Consider the following 23,867-nt stretch of genomic DNA (forward strand, 5'->3'; position numbering starts at 1 on the left):
ATTATATGGTAAATAATTCAACTCGTCAAAAGCAAATTGGCGCTAAGCTAAAAGAAAAAGATTTAGATAAAATGCTACAACAATTAAAGCGTCAAAATAAAATTGATCTTGAAAGGGTCAGTCTTTTAAACGGATTTCAGTACATGAAGCGTTCGTGAAGAAAAGCTATTAATAAGTTATATTCCAGAAACTAAAAACAGCCCGTTGTCGGTATTTGATCGACAACGGGCTGTTTATTTTTTAATTGGTTATTTTTCGGTTAGACTGCACTGTGACTGTGGTGAACCTACAAGAGTAAATCGTAACGGTCTTTGCCGCTTTATTAACGGTGTATACCACGCGATGCTGACTATTAATCCGTCTAGAATAGAAGCCGGCAACAGGTGGTGTTAATTTTTCAAAAGAATGACTGGGTTGATAGGGATTATCCACTAGTACTTGCTTAATTTCCATAAAAGATTGGCAGAGAGGACTCTTTAAAATCTTTTTCAAGTCAGTTTTGGCGGATGATTTAATTTCAACTTGCCAATTACTGCTCATCATTAATCTCAGCAATCATTTGATCTAGATTAATTGATTCGTCTTGTTCACGATTGAGTGTATCTTGTAGCTGACCATTTAAAATCAATGCCATGGTCTCTTGCATAGCGTCGTAGTCAGCCTTACCCATTAGTACCGCACTACGAGAATCATCTGAACCGGCAATAATAATCGGCTGAGAATCTTGATTTGTATCCTTAATGAGTGAAAAAAGATTAGTGCGTGCTTTCGTAGGATTGATAATTTTCTCCATAGTGATACCTCGCTTATGTTTTTATTATGTACGTACGGGATAATGTACGTCAATTTTTTTAGTGATACTGTATGTTATGGATAGTGACAAATACCTGTTGAAAACAGATATACTACTAATAAGTAATATTACGTAAAAGAGTGGAAGAATAATTAATGAATAATTTAAATTTACCAATTTTTCAAAAAAATGATGTAAATATCGCAACTGAAGTTTCTTTAGTATGGTCAATTGCCAATACTTTACGGGGTGCCTATCGTGCTGACAAATATCGTGATGTCATTATTCCTATGTTTGTGCTTGCTCGCTTGGAAGCAGCTTTACTGCCCACTAAAGATGCAGTATTGACAGCCTATGATAAGGATAAGAATACACCAAGACAAATATTAGAGCATATCTCGGGCTACAAGTACTACAATACAAGTCGCTTTACCCTAACCAATCTTTTGGGCGATCCAGATAACATTAGGACTAATTTTGAAAGTTATTTAGAGGGCTACTCACCACGAGTTCAAGATATCTTAAAAAATCTAAAATTTTCTGAACAGATTGCAACCCTTAGTGATAAAGGACGTCTATATGGCGTGATTAAGAAGTTTTCTGAGTTAGTTCCTAAATTGTCACCCAGTGCTGTGGATACAATTAAAATGGGTTACATGTTTGAAGATATTATCCGCCGCTTTTCTGAAAATGAGGAAGCTGGTTCCCATTACACGCCTCGTGAAGTAATTGGCTTGATGGTTAACCTACTCTTAGCTGGCGCTAATAATGATTTGTTTAGGGATAACAAAGAAATTAAAATTTTAGATGTGGCGGCCGGTACAGGTGGAATGTTGGCTACTAGTAAGTCATACATTGAACAATTAAATAATAAGGTAAATATTCGGTTGTTTGGGCAAGAATACCTCGATGAAACCTATGGTATTGGTAAGGCGGATATGTTAATTCGTCAGGATGATTCTGATAATTTCGTGAATGTTGACACACTTAAAGATCCCGATCCATTTCAAGATATTGATATGAGCTTTGTAATTGCTAATCCACCATTTGGTCAAAGTTGGGGTGGTAAGGATGCCGATGACGGAGTTGAAGCAGCGGTTAAAAAGGACCATGAATTATGGGTGGCCACTGACGGACGAGAAGGCCGCTTTGTTGATACGCCAACCAGTGGGGATGCACAATGGTTGTTCCATTTGCATGCCCTGAAAAAATTAGATAAAACGGGTCGTGCGGCGATTATTTCTAATGGTTCACCACTATTTTCAGGTGGTACAACTTCTGGTGAGAGTCAGATACGGCGTTATATTTTAGAAAATGATTTGTTAGAAACAATTGTTGCCCTACCCGGTCAGTTCTTTTATAACACTGGTATTTCAATTTATATCTGGCTTTACAATAAAAACAAACCAGCTGAACGTCAAAATAAGGTGCAATTCATCGATGCGACCAATGAATTTGTACCCTTACGCAAGTCATTGGGACAAAAGCGGCGTGAATTATCGGATGAAAATATTGCTGATATTGTTAAGTGGTATCAAGCTAATACTGAAAATAAACATGTCAAAATTTTTGATACAAATGAATTTGTGTATAAAGAGTATACAGTTATGCAGCCCTTGCAACGACGTGGTGCCATTAATGATGAAACAATTGAAAATGTGAAAGGTATCCAGTTCTTTACCAAGCTTTTTGATGAAGTCAAATATAACGAATTGATGGAAATTGAACCACGCAATGCTAAGCAAGAAAAGACGGTGCGCAAGTTAGAAGACGGTAAAGCAATGCAGCAAGCTCTGATTGCAACGTTTCAAGAAGCTAAATCTGAAAAAACTTATGATGACTTTGAAGAGTTTTCGGCTATGCTCCAAACGCTCTTGTCAGACTTTAAATTAACGCCAGCTAACCGTAACGCAATGGCCTTGGCTATGAGTGAAATGGATAAAACGGCTAAAGTCATTACGACTAAGAAAAAAGATAAGATGGGTGAAATTGCGGATGGAGTTGTCTATGATAAGACGACCAAGGATACAGAAATTATCAAATTATCTGAAAACGTTGATGAATATTTTGAACGCGAAGTATATCCGCATGTGCCGGATGCCCATTATTGGGATGAAAATAAAACTGGTGCTGAAATTCCATTTACTCGTTACTTTTATGAGTATAAGGCCCCCGAAAAAGCAGAAGTCCTTCTAAAGGAATTCCAAGACTTGGAAGCTCAATTGCAAACGTTACTGGAGGAATTGAAATGACAAAGTCAATGAAACCTAGTGGTGTTGAATGGATTGGTGAAATTCCTAGTGATTGGGAAATTACTAAAATTAAATATTTTACCTATATGAAAGGCCGTATAGGATGGCAAGGATTAAAGGCAGAAGAATTTACAGAAAAAGGACCGTATCTAGTTACGGGAACAGACTTTAAAAATGGCCGTGTTAATTGGGATACTTCCTATCATATTTCAAATATAAGATATGATGAAGCTCCCGAAATACAGTTAAAGAAAGGAGATTTACTAGTTACTAAAGATGGTACAGTAGGAAAACTAGCATTTATTGATATTTTGCCCAATAAGGCTTCTTTAAATAGCCATTTATTAGTAATGCGTCCTTTGCACAATAGGTATATAAATTTGTTTTTATATTATGTGTTGAGTTCACTTGAATTTGAAAATTATTTTTCATTAGTTTCTAGTGGTAGTACTATGAGTTCTCTTTCTCAAGAAAAAATGGGGGAATTTAGATTTGCTTTACCAAGTCTAAAAGAGCAAGAGAAGATAGTTTCGTTTCTAGACGAAAAAATATCAAAACTTGATGAAGCTAAACGCTTACTAAATGAACAAATTGAGAAGTTGAAAGAATATCGTAAGAGCGTGATTTATCAAGCTGTCACAAAGGGATTAGATCCAACAGTTGAGATGAAAGATTCTGGCGTTGAGTGGATTGGTGAGGTGCCGAAGGGGTGGGAGGTAAAAAGATTTAAATATCTTTATGAAAATGCTAATACAGGTATATCCATTACAAAAAATGATTGGGATAAAAATGGAAATCAGTTAATTTATACAGCTGGTCAATTACCAATTAAGGGGGATTTTAAATTTTTTCCCAATAATAAATTGACTACAAATCTTGATATTTTAGTTGCAAGAAATGGTGCGGGATCAATCCAAATTCCAAAAAACAACTCTTTGTATACAGATCATGTAATTAGATTTAGTCTTTTATCTTCTGTAAACCGATTATTTACATTCTATGTATTAAAAGTTGGAATGGAAAAGATTGTCTCAGAACAAATCGATGTTTCACTTAAAACTTTAAACAAATCTGAATGGGATGGGTTAAAAATGGCGGTTCCCAGTAGTGAGGAACAAATTAGTATTGTCGATAATTTGACTAGGAAAATTTGTATAGTCGATAGAATTATACGAAATAAAGAATTGCAAGTTACGGTACTTACTAGGCAAAAAAACACCTTAATCTATAGCTATGTTACGGGAAAAAAGCAGGTGAAATAATGTTTTTTGGAACAAAATGGAGTTTTAAATTTTCGTATTTTTGGACTTCAATGATTCCAGCGTATATTATCTTCATTCTACGAATTTTTTCGGAGTTAAGTGACACTGTACTAAAAATATATTGGCCGATTGGATCCCAAAGAACTATATTTATTTTACGGGAGTTACAGTGGGTAGTACTGTACATTTTTACTATAATATCTGTGATATCTATATTTGTTTTGTTTCACTTTATAAAGATAAAAAGAAATAAAATTAAAGCTACACGAATTATAGAAATTAATTTTAATGATTTTGATAAAACACCTTATAAAAATGGACAATCTAATATTTTATGTGTAGAAACTCATGGGTTTTATAAAGTGAACCCTAATTTAATAGGTTACCTATTAGGTACAGTATTTAGTTCAGGAACTCTTTCTTTTTCATGGTCTAATTCAATTTTAATTAAAATTTTGATTTTTTTTATTGTTCAATTATTAATTTGGCTGTATGTAATGAATAGTAGTGATGCCGTACCAAATATCATTTTGGTACTAATGAAACAAGATACTATAGTAATAGAAGATAAGTATTGGATATTAATGAATCGGAAAGATCTTATGTATCGATTAACAGGTATAAAAAGAATTGTCCCGTTTGCATCCACGGATACAAGAAATCGTTTATATGTGGTACAGGAGAATAATAATGCAAAAGATTAAAAATATTTTTTTAGTTGCATGGAAAAGTAGAAATTTTTTTGACAATCATGAAGACCCTATTGGTAGTGTTCAATTACCTGAACAAAATGATGAATTTGATTCTGTATGGAATGATACAAAATTTGGAGAATATACTTCTTTTGAAGAAGCTCAAAGTAAGCTTGGGAGATTTAGTGGAGGTATTATTAAGGAAGCTACTCCATATCAAATCAATATTAGTCAGCGGGAAGAAACATTTTTTCAAGAAGAATTTAATTTATTAACTGATATAAAAAAAGTTACCAGTTTATCAACCCCTAGTGGAGAAAAATTAAATTCTACGGGTGATTTGGATGGATATCGATTTTATGTTATTGAATCACAAAATGATAAAGGAATAACTGTATATCATTTTGCCAGATTTATTCCTAGATACCATGTATTAAAAAATAAAAATTTATTACAGACACAACCTGTGCAGTATCCAGATGTTATAAATCCCAATAGGTCATCTTTTTCTTTAGAAGATTTAATTTTAATAGAACCGTTAATTTTTGCGTCCGCAATCTACAATGAAGAAGCTGATACACCAACAATACAGTTGTTTGTACACAATCCGAGTTCCTACGAAAAAGCATTTAATTTAAAAGATTCTTATTTTAAATACGCGAAGAGTAAATTTAAACAATTTGCTGACTCGAATCCAGATAAAAAAAGAACAATTTCTATTGATAACATTCCTGTTAGTTGGGACAATAATCAATTTAATCCAGATGAATTTTTCAACAATAAAAATGTAAATATTGCTAAAAAATTTGCGAGAGATATTGATGACGATAAACAATATCCTATTGAAAATATAGTCAAAGCTAATAATAAGTTACAAAGTAGTTTAAAAAACATGCATAGGCCACTTAAAGTTTCATATGATAAAAATCAAAAGCCAGTTGAATTATATGTGTCCGAAGAATCTGTAGGAACATTAGCAGCAATTTTAGATGGTCAAATTTGGACAAATGAAATTCACGAAGAAACACAAGCAAATCTTTAAGATAATAGATCTATGGAGGAGGATTACATGCCATTACCCAACATCAAAGAACGTTACGACTTCCAACAATGGATTTTATCTGACTTAGTTGAGAAAAATGGATTTGAAAAGCGTTCATCTAAAAAGTATGATTCTCGGCTTGCCATGGATCCGGAGTTACTTTGGGAATTTCTAGTCAATACCCAAGAAAAAACGATTGATAAACTCCTCAAGAAGTTCAAAAAAGAAACCATTCTTAATATGATTAATCAAGAAATCATTAAAGGTGGCTTTTTGTATAGCTTAAAAAATGGCGTTTTTCTAGAAAATCAGAAGCTTGACCTAATGTTTCATACGCTGGCCACTTCATTTAATGAGAAAGCTAACCAGCTCTATGACTTCAATCATTTATCGGTGATGGAAGAGGTTAACTATGAGCATGAAGACCGCATTGATTTAGTTATTTTTTTGAACGGTTTAGCTTTATTTGCCCTTGAATTAAAATTCAATGCTAATGGTCAAAGTGTCCAAGATGCAATGCGTCAATTAAAAAAGCGCAATTCCAAAAACCGCTTATTCCAATTTAATAAAGGTGTATTAGCAAGTTTTGCGGTAGATACCTTAGAAGTCTTTGTAACAACGCAACTGAAAGGGGCAGATACTTATTTTCTACCTTTTAACATTGGTAAAGGAGACGGAATTGATCAAGGTGCCGGAAATCCGCACAATGAAGAGGGACCGGATACAAGCTACTTATGGCAAAATGTCTTTACCAAAGAAAGCATTTTCCAATTAATTGAGCGATTCATTTTCTTAAAAGTAGACCCTAAAAAACCTAGTAAAAAAGATTTAATATTCCCACGATATCAGCAAAGGCGAGCGGTCTCACGCGTTTTAGATGATATGCGCCTTAACCACACTGAAAGTAATTACCTAATTCAACATTCTGCTGGTTCAGGAAAAACCAATACAATTGCCTGGCTAGCTCATAGCTTGGCCAGTCTTCACGATGCACAAAATCAACCTGTTGTCGACACAGTTTTAATCGTTACTGATCGAATTGTGGTTGACCGTCAACTACAAGAAGCTGTTTCAGCCATCAATCATCAGCAAGATTTAATTAAAGTGATGGGGGATAAGGCAACCTCCAGTGATTTAGCGGATGCCCTGGCTAGTAATACTAAAATTATTGCTACTACAATTCATAAATTTGCCCAAATTAATAAATCTGATTGGATGACTGCCGGACCAACCGCTGATAAAAATTTTGCTATTTTAATTGATGAGGCGCACAGTTCAACGACTGGTTCCTATATGAGTGCCGTTAGCCAAGTATTAACTGAAACGGATGTTGCCGATGGTAGCATTGATGAAGTCCAAGAGGTTTCAACTGGTGATGTAATTGAACAAGAAATTGCCCGTACGGGAAAACAAGATAATGTTTCGATTATCGCCTTTACAGCCACACCAAAAGCTACAACCTTACAGTTATTTGGAACGACAACAGAAGATGGTATTGGTAAAGAGCCATTTGATGTGTACTCTATGAAACAAGCCATCGAAGAAGGTTTCATACTAGATGTTTTAAATAACTATGTCACTTATGAAACTTATTATAAGCTCAATAAATCGATTGAAGCTGATCCGGAATTTAAGTCTACAATTGCTAAACGTAGAATTGCTAAGTTCGTTGAATTATCAGATGAGAATATTAAAGGTAAGGTTGAAATTATCATGGATCACTTTGTGACCCACGATATTATGGCTGAGCTTGGTGGCAATGGAAAAGCCATGATTGTAACTTCTGGACGAGAAGCAGCCGTTAAGTATCAGCAAGCCTTTAAGCGCTACATGAAGGAACATCATATCACTAGTATTGAAGCCATTATTGCTTTTTCTGGTAAAGTTGATTTATATAATCAAGAATTTACTGAAGCAGGCATGAACGGATTTAGTGAAGAGAACCTTAAGGATAAATTTGATAGTGAGCAGTACCAAGTGTTAATTGTGGCTAATAAGTACCAAACTGGTTTTGACCAACCCAAATTAGTAGCCATGTATGTTGATAAGAAATTAAGAGATGTTGCTGCTGTACAAACTTTGTCACGATTGAACCGGATTGTTAAGGGCTATAATAAGAAGACTTTTATTTTAGATTTTAAAAACTCTTATGATGACATTAATAAGTCTTTTGCACCTTACTACCATAAAACGGTTCTATCAGAAACTATTTCCCCTGCTGATATTTTAGAATTAGAGCGCAAAATTGATAGTTATGAAATTTTAGATAGTGACATAGTTCATGAATTTAATAATTTTTTGTATCAACCTAAACGTAATAGTCGAGATAAACAGAAGATGACTGCTTTATTGAATCAAGGTTATGCCAGTGTGCAACGATTTGACGAACAGGAACAATTGAATATTAAAAAAGATATTCGTAGTTTCATTAGAATGTATACTTTCTTAATTCAAGCCACTGCTTATCAAAACGAAGTTCTGCACGAAAAATATAACTATCTTCAATCACTAGTTAAGATGATTGATGTACGTTTGGGTAATGATGATTTCACCATTGCCGATAAGATTGTCGTTGATTATATGCGACATAAGCAAACTGGAGAATTTCATGTAGCTGAAATGCCTGCTGAATATCAGATTAAACTTAATAAACCAAGTGTTAGTGATATTTCAGAGGATCAAGAGAAAAAACTTTCTGAAATTATCGAAGAAATTAATGAACAACTTGAATTAAATATTGATGGTACAGTCGGCGTCACGGGAGCAATTGCTGTCAGGGAATTGATGAAGAAGAATCAAAAGCTGAAGCAATCAGCACAGGTTAATTCACGAGATGATTTTAAATTCACTTTCAATGATGAAATTGATACGGCTCTAACTGATGGTTATGCTCAGAATCAAGATTTCTTCCGAGTACTGTTAAACAATAATGAATTCAAGAAGCGCGTTGCGCAGGTGTTTGTTGATGATGTTTACAATAGTTTAAAAGAAAAAGTTTAGTTCCTCATGCTAAAACCGACCGCTTGGTCGGTTTTTCTTCCTTTTCAGATAACGCTTACATTTTTCACAAATTTATCACCTAAAACCGCTCAAAAGTGGCATAATAAACCTAGAAGTTCTCTCATTAAATTGTGAGAAAAGCAAGGAGATTAATTATGACCGTAGTTGAAGAATTAACAAAAGTGGTCGGTGAGCATCATATTGTGACCGACCCAGCCAAGTCGTTGCGTTACCGGAAAGGCTACCGCAGTGGTCGGGGGGATGCCTTGGCAGTTGTTCTACCAGGAACGCTGATGGAACTATGGCAGGTATTAAAAGTCCTACACGACAACAATATCATTATCATTATGCAGGCATCCAACACTAGTTTAACTGAGGGTTCCATTCCAGCCCCTGGTTACGATCGTGACTGTGTGGTGGTGAATGGAACTCGGATTAAAGGTGTTCAGTTGCTTAACCAGGGCAAGGAAGTTTTGGCTTTTCCTGGGACAACCTTGTACAAACTGGAAAACACACTAAAAACGGTGAATCGTGAACCTCACTCAGTGATTGGTTCCTCTAATTTAGGGGCCTCGGTCATTGGTGGTATCAACAACAATTCCGGTGGGGCTTTGATTCAACGTGGACCAGCCTATACTGAATTGTCTTTATACGCTCAAATTGACCAGAACGATGAACTCCACCTGGTTAACCACCTAGGAATTGATTTGGGTAGCACCCCTGAAGAAATTATTACTAATTTAGAAAACCGTAATTTCGATACGGAACACGTTGCCGACAGTACTGAACGTGTTGGTCATAACCGCGACTATGAAAAGCGAGTGCGTGACATCGATGCCGACACGCCAACCCGCTACAACGCAGACCCCGAGGAACTTTATGAAGTCTCTGGTTCATCAGGTAAGTTAGCTGCCTTTGCTGTTCGTTTGGACACTTTCCCTAAGGCCAAAGATTATCAGATGTTCTACTTGGGGACCAACGATCCTGCTGTCTTTGAGCGTTTGCGTCGTCACATCCTATCCGAGTTTAAAAACTTGCCAGTTTCTGGTGAGTACATGCACAAGGTGGCCTATGACATGGCTAAGAAATATGGTAAGGATTCCTTGATTGTGATTGACACAATCGGTACCAATGCCTTGCCTTACTTATTTGGCATGAAGTCAACCACTGAGCGAATTCTGGACCACATTCCAACCTTTAAGCCTTATTTCCCTGACCGAGTTTTGCAACATTTGGGTCAAATTTTCCCCAACCAGTTGCCAAAGCGGATGGACGAATTTGCTGAAAAGTATGATCACTACCTGCAGTTGAAAATGGCTGGTGATGGGGTTGAAGAGGCTCGTGAATTCTTGAAGTCATTCTTTGAAAACGAAGAAGGGGACTACTTCGAGGCTACCCCTAAGGAAGCCGAGCGTGTTGCCACCCATCGTTATGTCACCGCTGGGGTGGCGATTCGTTATTCAGAAGTTTTCCAAGATGACAAAATCGAAATCTTACCTTTGGATATTGCCTTGCCACGAAATGAGTTTGACTGGTTCGAGCATTTGCCAAAGGAAATCGAAGACAAGATTGAATACAAGATTTACTATGGTCACTTCTTAGACCACGTTATGCATCAAGATTACATCTTGAAGAAGGGTGTTAAAGCTCACGATGTTAAGGTTGAGATGTTGAAATTGTTGGATGAAAGGAATGCCATTTATCCAGCTGAACACAACGTCGGCCACCTGTACCACGCTGCACCAGCTTTGGTTGAACACTACAAGCGTAATGACCCAACCAACAGCTTTAACCCTGGAATTGGTTTAACGACCATGGAAAAGTATTGGGGTAAGTTTTAAGTTTAAAAACGGCCGATTGGTCGTTTTTTTCTTATACCAATTTGAAATTTCCTGCCTAAAAGTTCATAATGGCCTATACAAAATTAATGCTCATCGCCTTGATTTTAACGTCATTATTTAAAGGAAATCACTCATGGAATTTGAAAAAGTAGTTATGAATCGGCACGCTAGTCGGGCCTTTACTGATCAAAAAATTGATTCAACTGTTCTAGAAAATATCATCCGCTTGGCCCAAAAAGCACCTTCCTGGGTCAATAGTCAGCCGGTTCAAGTCCGAATTGCTACCGGTACCACCTTAGAAAAAATGCGACAAGACCATGCTCAGTTGAACCAAGATACGAGTGTTCATACTGATTCTGTGATTCCGTACCGTCCTAAAAACGAATGGGACGATCGCTCACAGGCTAATATGAATGCCTGGTTTGAGGGCAACATTGAACATGTCGGCATTGACTGGCGCCTATTAACCACAGCGGCAGCCGATGAAATGTACCAAGCACAGGCGGTGGTATACCTATCGTTACCGCAAGACTATTCCGAGTGGTCGCTAATTGATTTGGGTGCCTTTAGTCAAAATATCATGTTGGCTGCAGCTGATCAGGGACTCGGTTCCTTACCAGCCTTTGAATTTGTGAAATATGCTGATGCTTTACGTACTAACCTACAGCTACCCAATGATCAGGTACCTATTTTAGGAATCGGTCTAGGGTATATTGATGAGGCCGCTGCTATTAATAAAATTCAAGCTGACCGTGTTTCAATAGACCAAATTTTAACGATTTTAAAGTAGGAAAGAAGGATATTGATGAAAGATACAATTTTTATTAAAGCTGGTCGGGTAGAAATCCAAGAGGTTGCAAAACCTGAAATCCAGGCCGATGATGATGTAATTATTCGAGTTTTAATGGCCTGTGTTTGTGGTTCTGATTTATGGGCCTATCGTGGTTTGGACGACAAAACTACTAATTCCCAAAACGGTGGTCATGAAGCCATTGGCATTGTGGAGGCAACTGGATCAGCAATTGATACGGTAAAGGCTGGTGATTTTGTGATTGCGCCATTTGATCATGGTTGTGGCCACTGTGCCGCTTGTTTGGCAGGCTATGAGGGTAGCTGTCTATCTCATTCTGATAATTATTCGTCAGGTAATCAGGCTGAATATATCCGTTACCAACATGGGAATTGGGCGCTGGTCAAGATTCCAGGTCAACCGGCCGACTACACTGCCGGTATGATTAAGTCTTTCTTAACTTTAGCGGACGTGATGCCGACTGGCTATCATGGGGCTCGAACTGCGCGAGTTGGTAAAGGCGATACGGCGGTAGTTATCGGTGACGGGGCCGTTGGCCTTTGTGGCGTAATTGCGGCTAAAATGCGAGGCGCTAGGCGAATTATTGCCATGAGCCGCCATGAAGATCGTCAAAAATTAGCGTTGGCCTTTGGTGCAACTGATATTATTGCCCAACGTGGCGATGAAGCCATTCAGCAAGTAATGTCTATGACCAATGGGGCTGGTGCGGATGCAGTTTTGGAGTGTGTCGGTACTGAGGAATCAACCGCTACGGCCTTTGCTATCGCCCGGCCAGGAGCTACAGTTGGACGGGTTGGTTTGCCACATGGCAAGGATCAAAACTTAGCTACAACCTTTAGAAGAAACGTTTCCATTGCTGGTGGACCGGCTTCGGTTACCACCTATGATAAAAAAATATTGTTACAGGCAGTTTTGAATGGCGAAATTAACCCTGGAAAAGTCTTCACTCAGTCCTTTGCTTTAGCTGATATTAATAGTGCCTATCAAGCCATGGTAAAACGCGAAGCAATTAAATCAGCAGTGATTGTGAGCCCTACTGAATTACCAGTTATGTAGAAAAATTATGACTAAAAAAATACTAATTGTTTTAACGAACATGCCAACCTATGGCCAAGCTGATGATGCTACTGGTCTATGGTTAGGCGAGGCAACTGAATTTATTGATGAATTTCGTGACAGTGATGTTACCTTTGACTATGTCAGTCCGCATGGCGGTTATGTACCGGTTGATCCTCGCAGTCTAAAGTTTGCTGATGAAAATATTTTTGGTTATTATCGATCAAGTGATTTTCAAAATCGAGCGCTACGCAATTCCAAACGCCCAGCTGAAATTAATCCAGCTGATTATGTTGCGATTTACTATACCGGCGGACATGGCGTTATGTGGGATTTCCCTCATGATAATGGTCTAGCTCAAATCGCCCAAACAATTTACCAGCAGGGCGGTTATTTATCCTCAGTTTGTCACGGAATCGCTGGCTTATTTTTCTTACAAAATGACCAGGGACACCCCTTGATTGCTGGTAAGAAAATTACCGGTTTTACCACCACCGAAGAATATTTAAGTGGTAAATTCAAAAAAATTCCCTTTTGGAATGAAAAGGTTGCCCAAGAACAGGGGGCTAGTTTTAAAAAGGCTCGGGCCTACAAACCCTTTGCCATCCAAGATGGACGGATTATTACCGGACAGAATCCATTTTCACCACGACAAACAGCTCGCTTACTGCGCGCTGCTATCCAATAAAAAAAGCCACCGCAAGGTGGCTTTTATAGTATGTCCATGATTTCATCAAGGGTATGAACTTCGTAAGTAGGGTCAATATTTTCTGGTGTGGAGGTACCGTGATGGTTAATCCACAAGGTAGCGATACCGTAATTATTACCACCCAGCACATCAGTATAGAGACCATCACCAATCATTACGGTGTTGTCTAAGGTCATTTCAGGATTATCTTGGAAAATTTGATCAAAGAAGCTAGCTTGAGGTTTTTTGCTACCCATTTCCTCAGAAATATAAATCTGATCAAAATAACGTTCAATATCGGTCTTTTTCAAGCGCATCCGTTGAAGTTCAGCCTGTCCGTTGGTACCGGCAATCAAAGTATACTTACGACCTAATTCATTTAAAATATGCTTAGCATGGGGAAGAATCCGGTAATTATGCAAAATCATGTCATAATACTTGGCTTCCAAATCCATCCCGCTACCTTCTAGGTTCAAGGCCTTCAAGGTTTTAGTGAAACGAACTTCAAAAATTTCGTTGCGGGGAATTTTTCCCATTTCATACTGGCCCCAAAGCTTATGATTGATCCCACGGTAGGTGTCAATAGCTTTCGTCAGGTCATCGTCAGTTAAGCCTAGCCCTGCAAAGATTCGTCGAATATTGACAGCTTCACCGCCCGAGAAGTCTAAGACAGTGTCATCCAAATCAAAAATTAAATATTTATACACGGTTGTTACCACCCTAAAATTTTTACAATTCTAGTATTAGTTTACCATGTCTAGACTGATTAGGTTAAGAGTGTAGGATAACGTAATCGACTGTACGAATGGCCGATAAATCCTTACCGCCGGCATAGGAAATCGAAGATTGTAAGTCTTCTTTAATTTCAGTCAAAGTATCGGTGATTGGACCACGGTAGGGTACTAGTAACTGACGGCCTTCAACATTGTGGCTAGAACCCTTTTGAACAGCTGAAGCAGAACCCCAGTATTTTTTATACTTTTTATTGTTTTCTTCAACAACTTCACCAGGTGATTCCAAATGACCGGCTAGACGAGAGCCAATCATGACCATGGTTGCGCCAAAACGAATTGACTTGGCAATATCACCGTTTTCTCGAATACCACCATCCGCAATGATAGGCTTGGTAGCGCCCTTAGCACACCATTTCAAGGCCGCTAATTGCCAACCACCAGTACCAAAACCAGTCTTTAACTTGGTAATGCAAGCCTTCCCTGGACCAATACCAATCTTAGTAGCATCAGCACCAGCGGCTTCGATTTCCTTAACGGCTTGAGGAGTCCCTAAGTTACCAACAATTAAGAAGGTAGCAGGGAGCTTTTCTTTAATGTAGTGAATCATGGCAATCACAAATTCAGAGTGCCCATGAGCCACATCAATCGTAATATATTCTGGGACCAAATTTTTAGCAGCCAAATCATCAATTAATTGATACTCAGTTTTAGTAATTCCGACACTAATAGAAGCAAATAAATCTTTGGCATGCATGTCGGCCACAAAATTTAAACGTTCAGTCGGCTTAAAACGATGCATGACATAGAAATAATCGTTACTGGCAAACCAAGTAGCCAATGATTCATCAATCACGGTCTCCATATTGGCCGCCACTAGGGGAAGTTTAAACTTACGAGCGCCTAATGTGACGCTGGTATCAGCTTCACGTCGACTTTCGATGATACATTTGTTTGGAATCAGTTGAACGTCATCATAATCAAATACTTGCATTAAAATTCCCCTTTATTTTTGAGCGCTTATTCAGTAACATCCCAAACGTTTTTTAAGACGTGGGTTTGTTCACGATCTGGACCAACCGCAAAGGTGTCTAATGGTAAGTCGACTAATTCACTTACACGCTCCAAGTAATGGCGGGCATTAACTGGCAAATCATCAAGGGTTTGGCAGTCAGTAATGTCTTCATCCCAGCCAGGTAGCTCTTCATAAACTGGCTTACAACGAGCTAATTCACGATTGCTAGCAGGATAGTAATCGATTAATTGGCCATCTAATTCGTATTGGGTAGCAATCTTAATAGTTTTTAGGCCACTTAAGACATCCAAACAATTCAATGAAAGATAGGTCAAACCAGAAACCCGCTTAGCATGGCGCAAAACCACAGCATCAAGCCAGCCAATTCGACGGGGACGCTTGGTTACCACCCCGTATTCATGGGCAACTTTACGGATATGGCTACCGATTTCATCAAATAGTTCGGTTGGGAAAGGACCATCTCCAACTCGGGAAGTATAGGCCTTACATACACCAATAACTTGGTTAATCCGATTAGGGCCAATACCAATTCCGGTTACTGCACCACCGGCAATTGGATTAGAAGATGTGACATAGGGATAGGTTCCGTGATCAACATCTAACATCACACCCTGGGCGCCTTCGAAAAGGACTTTTTTATTTTGATCCAAGGCTTCATTAATTAAATAGGAAGTATCGGTTACAAAAGGCTTCATCCGTTGACCAAATTCTAAGTATTGGTCATAAATTGGCTGAAATTCTAATGGTTCTTCATCAAATAATTTAGTTAACTGTAAATTCTTAATTTTTAAAGCTTGGTGTAATTTTTCGGCCAGGCTTTCTGGATCCAAGAGGTCAGCAACCCGAATACCAATTCGCTCCAACTTATCCATGTAAGCTGGGCCAATTCCCTTGTGAGTTGTGCCAATTTGGTTGTCCTTTAGTCTCTCTTGAAGGGCATCAAATTGAATGTGGTAGGGCATGATGACTTGCGCCCGGCTAGAGATTCGAAGGTTCTTAGGGTTTACGCCGTTTTGTGTCAAATAATCAAGTTCGGCAAAGAGGGTCGCGGGATTAATCACGACACCATTTCCGATAACATTGGTAACTTGGGGTAGGAAAATCCCCGAAGGAATTAACTGTACGTGTAATTTTTTACCATCGATGACCAGCGTATGGCCTGCATTGTCTCCACCGGAGTAGCGAACCACAAAATCAGCTTGGCGACTAAGGAAATCAGTAATCTTTCCCTTACCTTCGTCACCCCATTGGCTTCCGACAATTACAATTGACGACATATATTTACCTCATATCTACTATTTTTCTTTTTTGAACCAAATGAATTGTAAAGGTTTTTATAAAAGAAAGCAAGTTAAACCCTAATAATATTCGTTTTTAATTCTTTTAAAATCTAATAAAAGCTAATATTTTATACTTATATTGTACATTGTTCGTGTTTTTCTTGATAACTTTACACAAGCGCCCTAGTTTGGTAAATTAATAAGATATAGAAGGGAAGAAAAATATGCAAATAAAAAAGGGACAGTGGAGTGGCATTCTTTTAGCCTTGCTACTTTCATTGGTGGCAATGGCTCTAGCGAATTATTTGCCACAAATTGGCGCGGAAGGATTGGCCATGTTAATGGGAATTCTGTTAGGGAATACCATATTTAGTGGAGAAAAATATAATAGTGGTGTTAAATGGGCCGAAAAATACCCGATTGAAATTGGTATTGCCTTATTGGGAGCAACTTTGACGCTTAAAACGATTGCTAAGTTGGGCTGGCAAGGAATCGGTTTCATTATCCTTAATATGATTTTGGTCATTACGATTGTATATGCTTTGGGTAAATATATTTTCAAAGTCGATATTGCTGATCGATTATTGATGGGAGCTGGTAACGCGGTTTGTGGTAGTAGTGCCATTGCAGCGGTGGCCCCAGCGATTGGGGCACGAGATAATGACCGTCGGACAGCCGTGGCGACAGTATCGCTAACCGGGATGTTGCTACTATTAACACTACCCGGTTTAAGTCAGTGGATTTTTGGTCAAAATAACCTTCTGATTGGGGCCTTAATTGGTGGCACGGTTCAATCGGTCGGGCAAGTAGTCGGAACGGCAGCCTTGGTTAATAATCAAGTAACTACTTATGCGACCCTGTTTAAGTTACTGCGGGTGATTATGTTGGCTTTAGTCGTAGTCGGTATGGCTTATTGGGCTCGTAAAACTAACCATGACGAAGAAGGTGCGACCGGTAAGGCAAAAATCACGTTCCTGCCTTGGTATATTCAAGCTTTCATTGTGTTAATTTTAATTAATTCTTTTGTCAGTTTGCCCGAGCCAATCCATCAAATATGCCACACAGTTACTTCTTTCTTTGGAGTTGTGAATTTGGCCGCCATCGGGCTTAATCTAAAATGGTCAACCATTCAAAAGAGTGGCGTGAAATTTATTTCTTATGGGGCCTTGGTCGGTGCTATTCAAGTTATCTTGGCGTTGATTCTAATCTTTGTTTTCTTTAAATAAAAAGGAGCGCACCCATGGGTACGCTCTTTTAGATTGGTAAATATTGTTGATAGGATGGGTTTATGACTCCTGCTGACTTAAATACTGATAAATTTTATCCGATAGTTTGCCTAAAGCTGATACTTGGTCGGTATTGGTAATCAAGACAATATAAGTTTTTCCGGTATGGGTAAAGGTATTGATGGTGTTGAAACCACCCAAAATGCCATGGCTAGAGTAACTGCTAGGGTTAACATAAAAACCCATGCCATAAGTTGAACGACTGCCGGGATCAAACATTTTAGCTCGTTCTTGCTCGTTTAATAGGTCGCCTTGCATCAAAGCCTTATCAAAGCGATACACATCAACGGCATTGGTATACATATCACCGGCACCAAATAACTCTGACAAATAAGGAATCCGAGCTGGATTTAAATTACCATCTTTGGTGCGGTAGCTGGTTGTCAAATGATTGATCTTTTTATTACTAGGATTAAAGCCGGAATCAACCATGCCACTCGGATTAAAAATGTTTTTTTGGACGTAATCAGCCAAATTCTGCTTGCTAACCATCTCGACAATATAGGCTAAAATGGCATAATTACTGTCGGAGTACCGCCATGAACCGGGTTCCGGGTTAGGATTGGCGTCCATGATTTGATGAACTAATTCTTTAGGGGTAACGCTTTTGCCATTCTCTTTTAATTCATTTAAACCACTAGTGTGATTTAGTAAATTCTTTAAAGTAATGTTGGCGCCGTTTGGAAAATCAGAAAAGTAATGACTAACCGGTTGGTCTACTTTTAATTTGCCATGCTGTTCCAGCTGAAGGACGGCGGTGGCAATCACTGACTTTTGCGCTGAGCCAATATAGTAACGGTCACTGATTTGGTTGTCCTGTTTCTCTTTTTGGTCCGCATAACCATAGGCTTGATTTAACACAATTTTATCGCGTCGATAAACTAGCGCTACGCCAGAAAATTTTTCACTTTTCAGTAAGTCGGAAAGTCCTTTATTATCAACCTTAGCCAGTTGTTGCTTGGTGGTTGAAGATTTACTGGTGGACGAATTAGGGCTAGACCCCAATTTGCTAATTAGCAAGACCAGCACGAGAACTATTGTTAAAACGGAGCCAATTATGGGTAATATGTATCGATAAATCATTGTGATTTCCTATTATTTCAAATTTTATACATTTAAGTCCCAGTATACTACAATTCAAGTCGAGATAAATTCACAAGCTAACTAGCTGTTGTTTTGACTAGTTGCTGACTTTAAGTACATAATCATGTACAATATAAATACAAATGGAGGTGCATTCATGACCATTGCCTTAACTCAAAGTGATTTTCGCGAACATATTAAAGACTATCTAGATCGAGTAACCGATGATAATGAAACGGTTTATATTGCGCGCACGAATGGTCGGACTGCGACCGTAATTAGCCAAGAAAAATTAAATTGGTTGGAAAAGGCTGTTTCGGCTCGGGAAGATTCTTTAGATTATGCCATCGCTCGAGACCAGTTGATTCAGCAGGGGGTAATTGCAGATGATACTCAGGCGGTTGAATCAGATGATACTTACTGGAACCAATTCAAATGAAATTCAAGCCTCGTAAAACTTTTGAACATGATTTAAAACGCTTGGCCAAACTGGATAGTAGCATTGTTGATGAGGTCCGGGAAGCGATTGATATCTTGTTAGAAGCCGGTCGTTTGCCAGAAGAATTTGGCGATCACCCTCTACAACGCCGTTGGAGCGGGTATCAGGAATTTCATCTACGTGATACACCCAAGGGAACTAACCCCAATGATATCAATGATGTTTTAGTTGTTTATCGTTGGGACTACGATGAATTAATTCTAGTCGGTGTGCGAGTTGGTTCTCATCAAACCTTATTTAATAACGCTAATCAAAAATATAAATAACCACGATACAAGTCGATTTGATTTGTATCGTTTTTATTTTGGAAAAATACTTTGCATATTTCATTGCATATAGTACTATCTGTTGTATAGTACTATATATAATATATTTAGGGAGCAAAAAATGGCACTAAAAATACCCACGCTAGTTTTGGATGCGGTAGTACTGCAAATTTTAGACCGAGGTGAATTGTATGGCTATCTAATTTCCAAAGAAATCCAAGAAATTACCCATATTTCGGATTCGACTACTTATCCAGTTTTACGCCGGTTAGAAAAAGCAGAATTACTAGAAACTCACACAGTTATCTTTGAAGAACGCAGTCGGAAATACTACAAGATAACTGACCAGGGAAGGGTTCGCTTAAAAGAGTTAAAGCAAGATTGGCACGAATTTGCCACTCAGATTAATAGTATTTTGGGAGAATAATATGAAGTATTTAGAGGATTTAAAGCGACATTTGAAGGAACTACCGCAGTCCGAGCAGGACAATATCATTAATTATTATCAGGAATATATCGAAGATGCTGGTTTTAACGAAGATGAATTGGTTACTAAATTAGGTAATCCGAAAAATCTTGCTCAAAAATTAAAGTTTGATTATTTTATGGATAACGATTTACACGATGATCGACAAAGCGAACCAGTAAAACATAAAGATGTTCGGGTACTCTGGATTGTTATTTTGGGGATTCTTTCTTTGCCAATTTCTATTCCTATTCTGATAACACTTATTTTTGTACCTTTGATAATACTTGTGACATTGATTTTTACAGTTATAGTAGTTTCGATTAGTTTAATTTTTGCTAGTTTAGTAACAATAGTTAGCGGGCTAGCAATAATCAGTCAATCTCTTTGGGGTGGACTATTTTATGTGGGAATCGGCCTAGCTATTGGCGGCTTAATGACTGTTATTCTGTCTTTTATGCCAACAGTCATCAAACTAATTTCTTCATTAAGCCTAAAAATTGCCAAATATTTACAAACCAAGTTTAAAAAAGAGGGGTCTAGCAAATGAAAAAAGTTGTGATTGTAGGTTTAGCCACTAGTTTAATTGGTATCATCATGGCCACAACCGCCTTTTATGTGGCTCGGCCAGGAAATATTGCCTGGGAAAATGGTAAATTTGTATACGGTCAAAATCATAAAAATAAGCTAACAACACTTGCCCTACCATCAGAGGTAAGTACGGAGCAGATTAAAAATATAAACCTATCAGTCGCAAATACTGACGTAGTTGTCAAACATGGACAAGCTTTTAAAATAGAATCAAATGATTCCCAGTTGAAAACACCACTTATTTTTAATGAAGAATCAGGAACTTTATCACTTCAATCTAAATCTACTAAAAATAGTAATCTAAAAATTAATATCACTGGTTTTTATGATAACTCTCCACAAGTTATCATTACCATTCCCAATGGTTTTGATGACAAAAATATTTCAATTAGCAGTACTTCTGGAGATATTCATTTATCTCATAGTAAACTTGCAGTCGTGACTTTAAATAGTCAAGAAGGTGACATTATGCTATACAGTAATACCATGAAAACTGCAAACATTTCTGATAATAATGGCGACATCGTTGTGAAATCTGAGATAACAGAGGGCGGTAAAATTTCCAATAATAATGGTGATATTCATTTTAGTGGTAGCAACTTACCACCATACTCAGTCAAAACAATTAAAGGGGAATTTATGACTGATAAGAATAAAAGTGATAATACTGGAAATGCGACATTATTCATTGATAATAACAATGGCGATGTTTCCATGTCTTAAATAGTAAAAACCAACTACTTCATGCAATGTAGTTGGTTTTTTGCTATTTAGTTAGACTGATTTTTTTGCCTTGTTATGAAGTAGAAAGGAATGGCTACAACTAAAGCCCCCAGACCCCACAGTACATTGGAGGTTTGAATATGAAATAACAACCATCCAGAGGTAAGCAAGGCTAATATGGGTACCAAAGGACCAAATGGGATTTTAAAGGAATGCCCAACTTGTTGTTTGGTGCGACGGAATACTAGAACAGCTAAACAAGTCGGAATATACTGGGCAAAACGTGAAACCGCACTGATTTGTGCCAGAGCAGTAAAAGTGCCAGAATAAGCGATTATTAAGGAGATACAAGTTGAAACAATGATGGCGACATAAGGGGCCTGACGACGATTTGTTTTAGCTAAAATGGCCGGCATCATTTTCTGTTCAGCTAAAGCAACGCCCGAACGCGGCGTGATAAAAGAGGACGCAACACAGATTCCGCCAACGGAAAGAATCATTCCTAGTGAAATTAACATACCACCCCAAGGACCAACCAACTTTTCAAAGACTGATTTTAATGGCACAGCAGTCTTGGCCAAATCAGGGCCTAATACTCCGATACTAACTATCATGATGGCGATATAAGTGATTGCGACACATAGTAAAGAGAGCACCAAGGCTTTTGGTAGATTCTTTTTAGCATTATCCATTTCGCCGGCAATTACGACCACGCCCTCAAAACCGGTAAAAATGTAAAAGAGGGTAATAGCGGCTGTAGCAAAGTTACTAGTGTGGGTTAAATTTGGTATGAAAAAAGGATGGAAATTACTGCCATTGATGAAAAATAAGCCCACGATGATTACTAATAAAATCGGAACAATTTTACCGACTGTGACAACATTGTTAATTAGGGTTGTTAAACGGACACCGCTGATATTTAAAATCATTAGAGCAATGGCCAAAATGGTTACTATAATATTTTTAGCCATTGGGTGAGCTAAGGGAGGGAAAAATCCACTTAAAGCTATTGCGAAGGCAACGTACATGGTTCCTTCGGCAATAATACGAATGGCCCAGGTAACAAAGCCGACTTCATAACCGACAAAATTACCAAAAGCTGCTTTGGCATATAGATAAGGTCCCCCAGTTTTACTAAAAAAACTAGCACATTCAGCAAAACATAGGGCAATGACAAAGGCCAGTAAGGCATCAAAAAGCAATACGATAATACTTGCCGGACCAAATAGTTTCATTCCTACATTTGGTAGTAAAAAAATACCAGATCCAATAATGGCATTTACACCTAAAAGAACGATACTCCAAAATCCTATTTTGTGATGTTTAATAGAGTTTTTATTCATATAATCTCCTTTTTTCTCACCAAATTATAATTAAAGAGTATATATTAAATAAATTTAAAAAACCACTACATTTTTTATCATGTAGTGGTTTTTGCTTTTAATGTTGTATGAAGAGTGTAATCAGGACAATGGCTCCTAGAATGATTCGATACCATCCAAATGGCTTGAAATCGTGTGATTGTACGAATTTCATCAACCATTTTATGGTTATAATCGCAACTACAAACGATACTATCGTTCCGGTCGCCAAAATTAGCATTTGTTCGCCGGTGAAGGTATTACCCTTCAGTAGGAATTTACCAATTTTAAGAATTGAAACCCCAAACATGGTTGGAATGGCCAAGAAAAAACTGAATTCGGTCGCAATGTAACGACTAGCTCCTAGAATAATAGCGCCTAGAATGGTAGCTCCCGAACGGCTAGTTCCTGGAACAATTGATAGCGCTTGGAAGGCCCCGATAAATAGGGCGGTTTTGTAACCAATTGAGCTAAAATTTATAAATTGTGGCTTTTTATTACGGTACAAATTCTCAATGACGATGAACAAAATACCATACAAAATCAGCATGCTTGCTACCACCAATGGTGTATGTAGATGTTCGTCCATCCAGTCATTTAGTGGTAGACCAATAATGACTGATGGTAAACAAGCAATGGCCACTTTAAACCATAATGACCAGGTCTGTGACTTTTCAGTTGTCGTTTTTTTAGGACTGAATGGATTTAATTTGTTGAAGTATAGAATAATCACGGCCAAAATGGCACCAAATTGAATGACATACTCAAACATCGACATAAAGTCAGCGTTTTGATTAATTTTGACAAATTGACTAACTAAATCAATATGGCCAGTGGAACTAATTGGAAGAAATTCGGTAATTCCTTCAACGATACCAATAATAATGGCCTTTAAAATATCTAACATTATTTAAATTCTCCTAAAGTAACAGTGTTTTCCAATTGTTTTGTTGCTGACTCATAAAGAGTAGCAAAGACTGAGTCATTTAATTCTTTTTCAATGTAACCGTCTAATGTATTAGCCATTGTATCTGCTCCATAATTTTACTTATGTTTAATATAATACTATTCAATTATTGATATAAAAAGGAATTTATAAATGATAATT

The 23,867-nt window shown here is 37.8% G+C and carries 24 protein-coding genes; 16 read left to right on the plus strand and 8 right to left on the minus strand.

Annotated features, from left to right (window positions below; all coding sequences use genetic code 11):
• Positions 1 to 5 precede the first annotated feature (5 nt).
• Positions 6 to 158 carry a hypothetical protein gene (locus tag C7384_RS08080; RefSeq protein ID WP_165806746.1) on the plus strand — a complete coding sequence of 51 codons (153 nt, stop codon included), beginning with the start codon at positions 6 to 8 and terminating at the stop codon, positions 156 to 158.
• A gap of 82 nt (positions 159 to 240) precedes the next feature.
• On the opposite strand, the gene C7384_RS00775 is transcribed toward C7384_RS08080, so the two are convergent.
• Both C7384_RS00775 and C7384_RS00780 read right to left on the minus strand, forming a co-directional pair.
• Positions 241 to 543, minus strand: a complete 303-nt coding sequence (locus tag C7384_RS00775; RefSeq protein ID WP_420838701.1) for a Txe/YoeB family addiction module toxin — start codon at positions 541 to 543, stop codon at positions 241 to 243.
• Positions 530 to 793, minus strand: a complete 264-nt coding sequence (locus C7384_RS00780) for a type II toxin-antitoxin system Phd/YefM family antitoxin (RefSeq protein WP_089937476.1) — start codon at positions 791 to 793, stop codon at positions 530 to 532. Before C7384_RS00780 ends, C7384_RS00775 begins: the two co-directional genes overlap by 14 nt.
• Positions 794 to 948: 155 nt before the next feature.
• Here C7384_RS00780 and C7384_RS00785 point away from each other — a divergent pair, with 155 nt between their 5' ends.
• The 9 genes from C7384_RS00785 (at position 949) to C7384_RS00825 (ending at position 13,437) form a co-directional block, all read left to right on the plus strand.
• The gene (locus C7384_RS00785; RefSeq protein WP_089937478.1) at positions 949 to 3,045 is read left to right on the plus strand and encodes a type I restriction-modification system subunit M; all 2,097 of its coding nucleotides are present in this window, start codon (positions 949 to 951) and stop codon (positions 3,043 to 3,045) included.
• A complete protein-coding gene (locus tag C7384_RS00790; protein WP_089937480.1) occupies positions 3,042 to 4,307 on the plus strand; it encodes a restriction endonuclease subunit S in 1,266 nt (421 codons plus the stop codon). Before C7384_RS00785 ends, C7384_RS00790 begins: the two co-directional genes overlap by 4 nt.
• Positions 4,307 to 5,011: a hypothetical protein gene (locus C7384_RS00795; RefSeq protein WP_089937482.1), complete on the plus strand. Its 705-nt coding sequence runs from the start codon at positions 4,307 to 4,309 to the stop codon at positions 5,009 to 5,011. Before C7384_RS00790 ends, C7384_RS00795 begins: the two co-directional genes overlap by 1 nt.
• Positions 4,998 to 6,041 (plus strand): hypothetical protein, encoded by a 1,044-nt coding sequence (locus C7384_RS00800; RefSeq protein ID WP_089937484.1) that lies wholly within the window; start codon positions 4,998 to 5,000, stop codon positions 6,039 to 6,041. Before C7384_RS00795 ends, C7384_RS00800 begins: the two co-directional genes overlap by 14 nt.
• Before the next feature lie 27 nt (positions 6,042 to 6,068).
• Positions 6,069 to 9,041: a type I restriction endonuclease subunit R gene (locus tag C7384_RS00805; RefSeq protein WP_089937485.1), complete on the plus strand. Its 2,973-nt coding sequence runs from the start codon at positions 6,069 to 6,071 to the stop codon at positions 9,039 to 9,041.
• A gap of 155 nt (positions 9,042 to 9,196) precedes the next feature.
• Positions 9,197 to 10,882: a D-lactate dehydrogenase gene (gene dld, locus C7384_RS00810; protein WP_089937487.1), complete on the plus strand. Its 1,686-nt coding sequence runs from the start codon at positions 9,197 to 9,199 to the stop codon at positions 10,880 to 10,882.
• A gap of 133 nt (positions 10,883 to 11,015) precedes the next feature.
• On the plus strand, positions 11,016 to 11,672 hold the full coding sequence (locus C7384_RS00815) for a nitroreductase (protein WP_089937488.1): 657 nt from the start codon (positions 11,016 to 11,018) through the stop codon (positions 11,670 to 11,672).
• A 15-nt stretch (positions 11,673 to 11,687) separates the two neighbouring features.
• Complete coding sequence (locus C7384_RS00820; RefSeq protein ID WP_089937490.1) at positions 11,688 to 12,749, plus strand: zinc-binding dehydrogenase; 1,062 nt, start codon at positions 11,688 to 11,690, stop codon at positions 12,747 to 12,749.
• Between the two features lie 7 nt (positions 12,750 to 12,756).
• On the plus strand, positions 12,757 to 13,437 hold the full coding sequence (locus C7384_RS00825) for a type 1 glutamine amidotransferase domain-containing protein (protein ID WP_089937492.1): 681 nt from the start codon (positions 12,757 to 12,759) through the stop codon (positions 13,435 to 13,437).
• A 23-nt stretch (positions 13,438 to 13,460) separates the two neighbouring features.
• Here the strand turns inward: C7384_RS00825 and C7384_RS00830 are convergent, their stop codons facing one another.
• From C7384_RS00830 to C7384_RS00840, 3 genes are all read right to left on the minus strand, one after another.
• The gene (locus C7384_RS00830; RefSeq protein ID WP_165806747.1) at positions 13,461 to 14,144 is read right to left on the minus strand and encodes a YjjG family noncanonical pyrimidine nucleotidase; all 684 of its coding nucleotides are present in this window, start codon (positions 14,142 to 14,144) and stop codon (positions 13,461 to 13,463) included.
• A 64-nt stretch (positions 14,145 to 14,208) separates the two neighbouring features.
• Positions 14,209 to 15,162 carry a GMP reductase gene (locus C7384_RS00835; RefSeq protein WP_089937496.1) on the minus strand — a complete coding sequence of 318 codons (954 nt, stop codon included), beginning with the start codon at positions 15,160 to 15,162 and terminating at the stop codon, positions 14,209 to 14,211.
• A 26-nt stretch (positions 15,163 to 15,188) separates the two neighbouring features.
• Positions 15,189 to 16,481 (minus strand): adenylosuccinate synthase, encoded by a 1,293-nt coding sequence (locus C7384_RS00840; RefSeq protein WP_089937498.1) that lies wholly within the window; start codon positions 16,479 to 16,481, stop codon positions 15,189 to 15,191.
• Positions 16,482 to 16,708: 227 nt separating this feature from the next.
• Here C7384_RS00840 and C7384_RS00845 point away from each other — a divergent pair, with 227 nt between their 5' ends.
• Positions 16,709 to 17,710 carry a YeiH family protein gene (locus tag C7384_RS00845; protein ID WP_089937500.1) on the plus strand — a complete coding sequence of 334 codons (1,002 nt, stop codon included), beginning with the start codon at positions 16,709 to 16,711 and terminating at the stop codon, positions 17,708 to 17,710.
• 60 nt (positions 17,711 to 17,770) lie between these two features.
• Here C7384_RS00845 and C7384_RS00850 read toward each other — a convergent pair whose 3' ends face one another.
• Positions 17,771 to 18,799 carry a serine hydrolase domain-containing protein gene (locus tag C7384_RS00850; protein ID WP_243400689.1) on the minus strand — a complete coding sequence of 343 codons (1,029 nt, stop codon included), beginning with the start codon at positions 18,797 to 18,799 and terminating at the stop codon, positions 17,771 to 17,773.
• A 211-nt stretch (positions 18,800 to 19,010) separates the two neighbouring features.
• Between C7384_RS00850 and C7384_RS00855 the strand changes: the two genes are divergently transcribed.
• The 5 genes from C7384_RS00855 to C7384_RS00875 all read left to right on the plus strand — a co-directional run bounded on the left by C7384_RS00855 (position 19,011) and on the right by C7384_RS00875 (position 21,398).
• Positions 19,011 to 19,292, plus strand: a complete 282-nt coding sequence (locus tag C7384_RS00855; RefSeq protein ID WP_089937504.1) for a type II toxin-antitoxin system prevent-host-death family antitoxin — start codon at positions 19,011 to 19,013, stop codon at positions 19,290 to 19,292.
• On the plus strand, positions 19,289 to 19,618 hold the full coding sequence (locus tag C7384_RS00860; RefSeq protein ID WP_089937506.1) for a type II toxin-antitoxin system YafQ family toxin: 330 nt from the start codon (positions 19,289 to 19,291) through the stop codon (positions 19,616 to 19,618). The genes C7384_RS00855 and C7384_RS00860 overlap by 4 nt, the downstream gene beginning before the upstream one ends.
• Positions 19,619 to 19,739: 121 nt before the next feature.
• The gene (locus C7384_RS00865) at positions 19,740 to 20,045 is read left to right on the plus strand and encodes a PadR family transcriptional regulator (protein ID WP_089937508.1); all 306 of its coding nucleotides are present in this window, start codon (positions 19,740 to 19,742) and stop codon (positions 20,043 to 20,045) included.
• 1 nt (position 20,046) lies between these two features.
• The gene (locus tag C7384_RS00870) at positions 20,047 to 20,634 is read left to right on the plus strand and encodes a DUF1700 domain-containing protein (protein ID WP_089937510.1); all 588 of its coding nucleotides are present in this window, start codon (positions 20,047 to 20,049) and stop codon (positions 20,632 to 20,634) included.
• Complete coding sequence (locus C7384_RS00875) at positions 20,631 to 21,398, plus strand: DUF4097 family beta strand repeat-containing protein (protein ID WP_089937512.1); 768 nt, start codon at positions 20,631 to 20,633, stop codon at positions 21,396 to 21,398. Before C7384_RS00870 ends, C7384_RS00875 begins: the two co-directional genes overlap by 4 nt.
• Before the next feature lie 47 nt (positions 21,399 to 21,445).
• Here the strand turns inward: C7384_RS00875 and C7384_RS00880 are convergent, their stop codons facing one another.
• Entirely contained in the window at positions 21,446 to 22,741 is a 1,296-nt protein-coding gene (locus tag C7384_RS00880) for an APC family permease (protein ID WP_089937514.1), read from the minus strand.
• A gap of 97 nt (positions 22,742 to 22,838) precedes the next feature.
• A complete protein-coding gene (locus tag C7384_RS00885; protein ID WP_089937516.1) occupies positions 22,839 to 23,666 on the minus strand; it encodes an undecaprenyl-diphosphate phosphatase in 828 nt (275 codons plus the stop codon).
• Positions 23,667 to 23,867 lie beyond the last annotated feature (201 nt).

The sequence above is a fragment of the Convivina intestini genome (genome assembly GCF_003096575.1).
GTDB lineage: Bacteria > Bacillota > Bacilli > Lactobacillales > Lactobacillaceae > Convivina > Convivina intestini.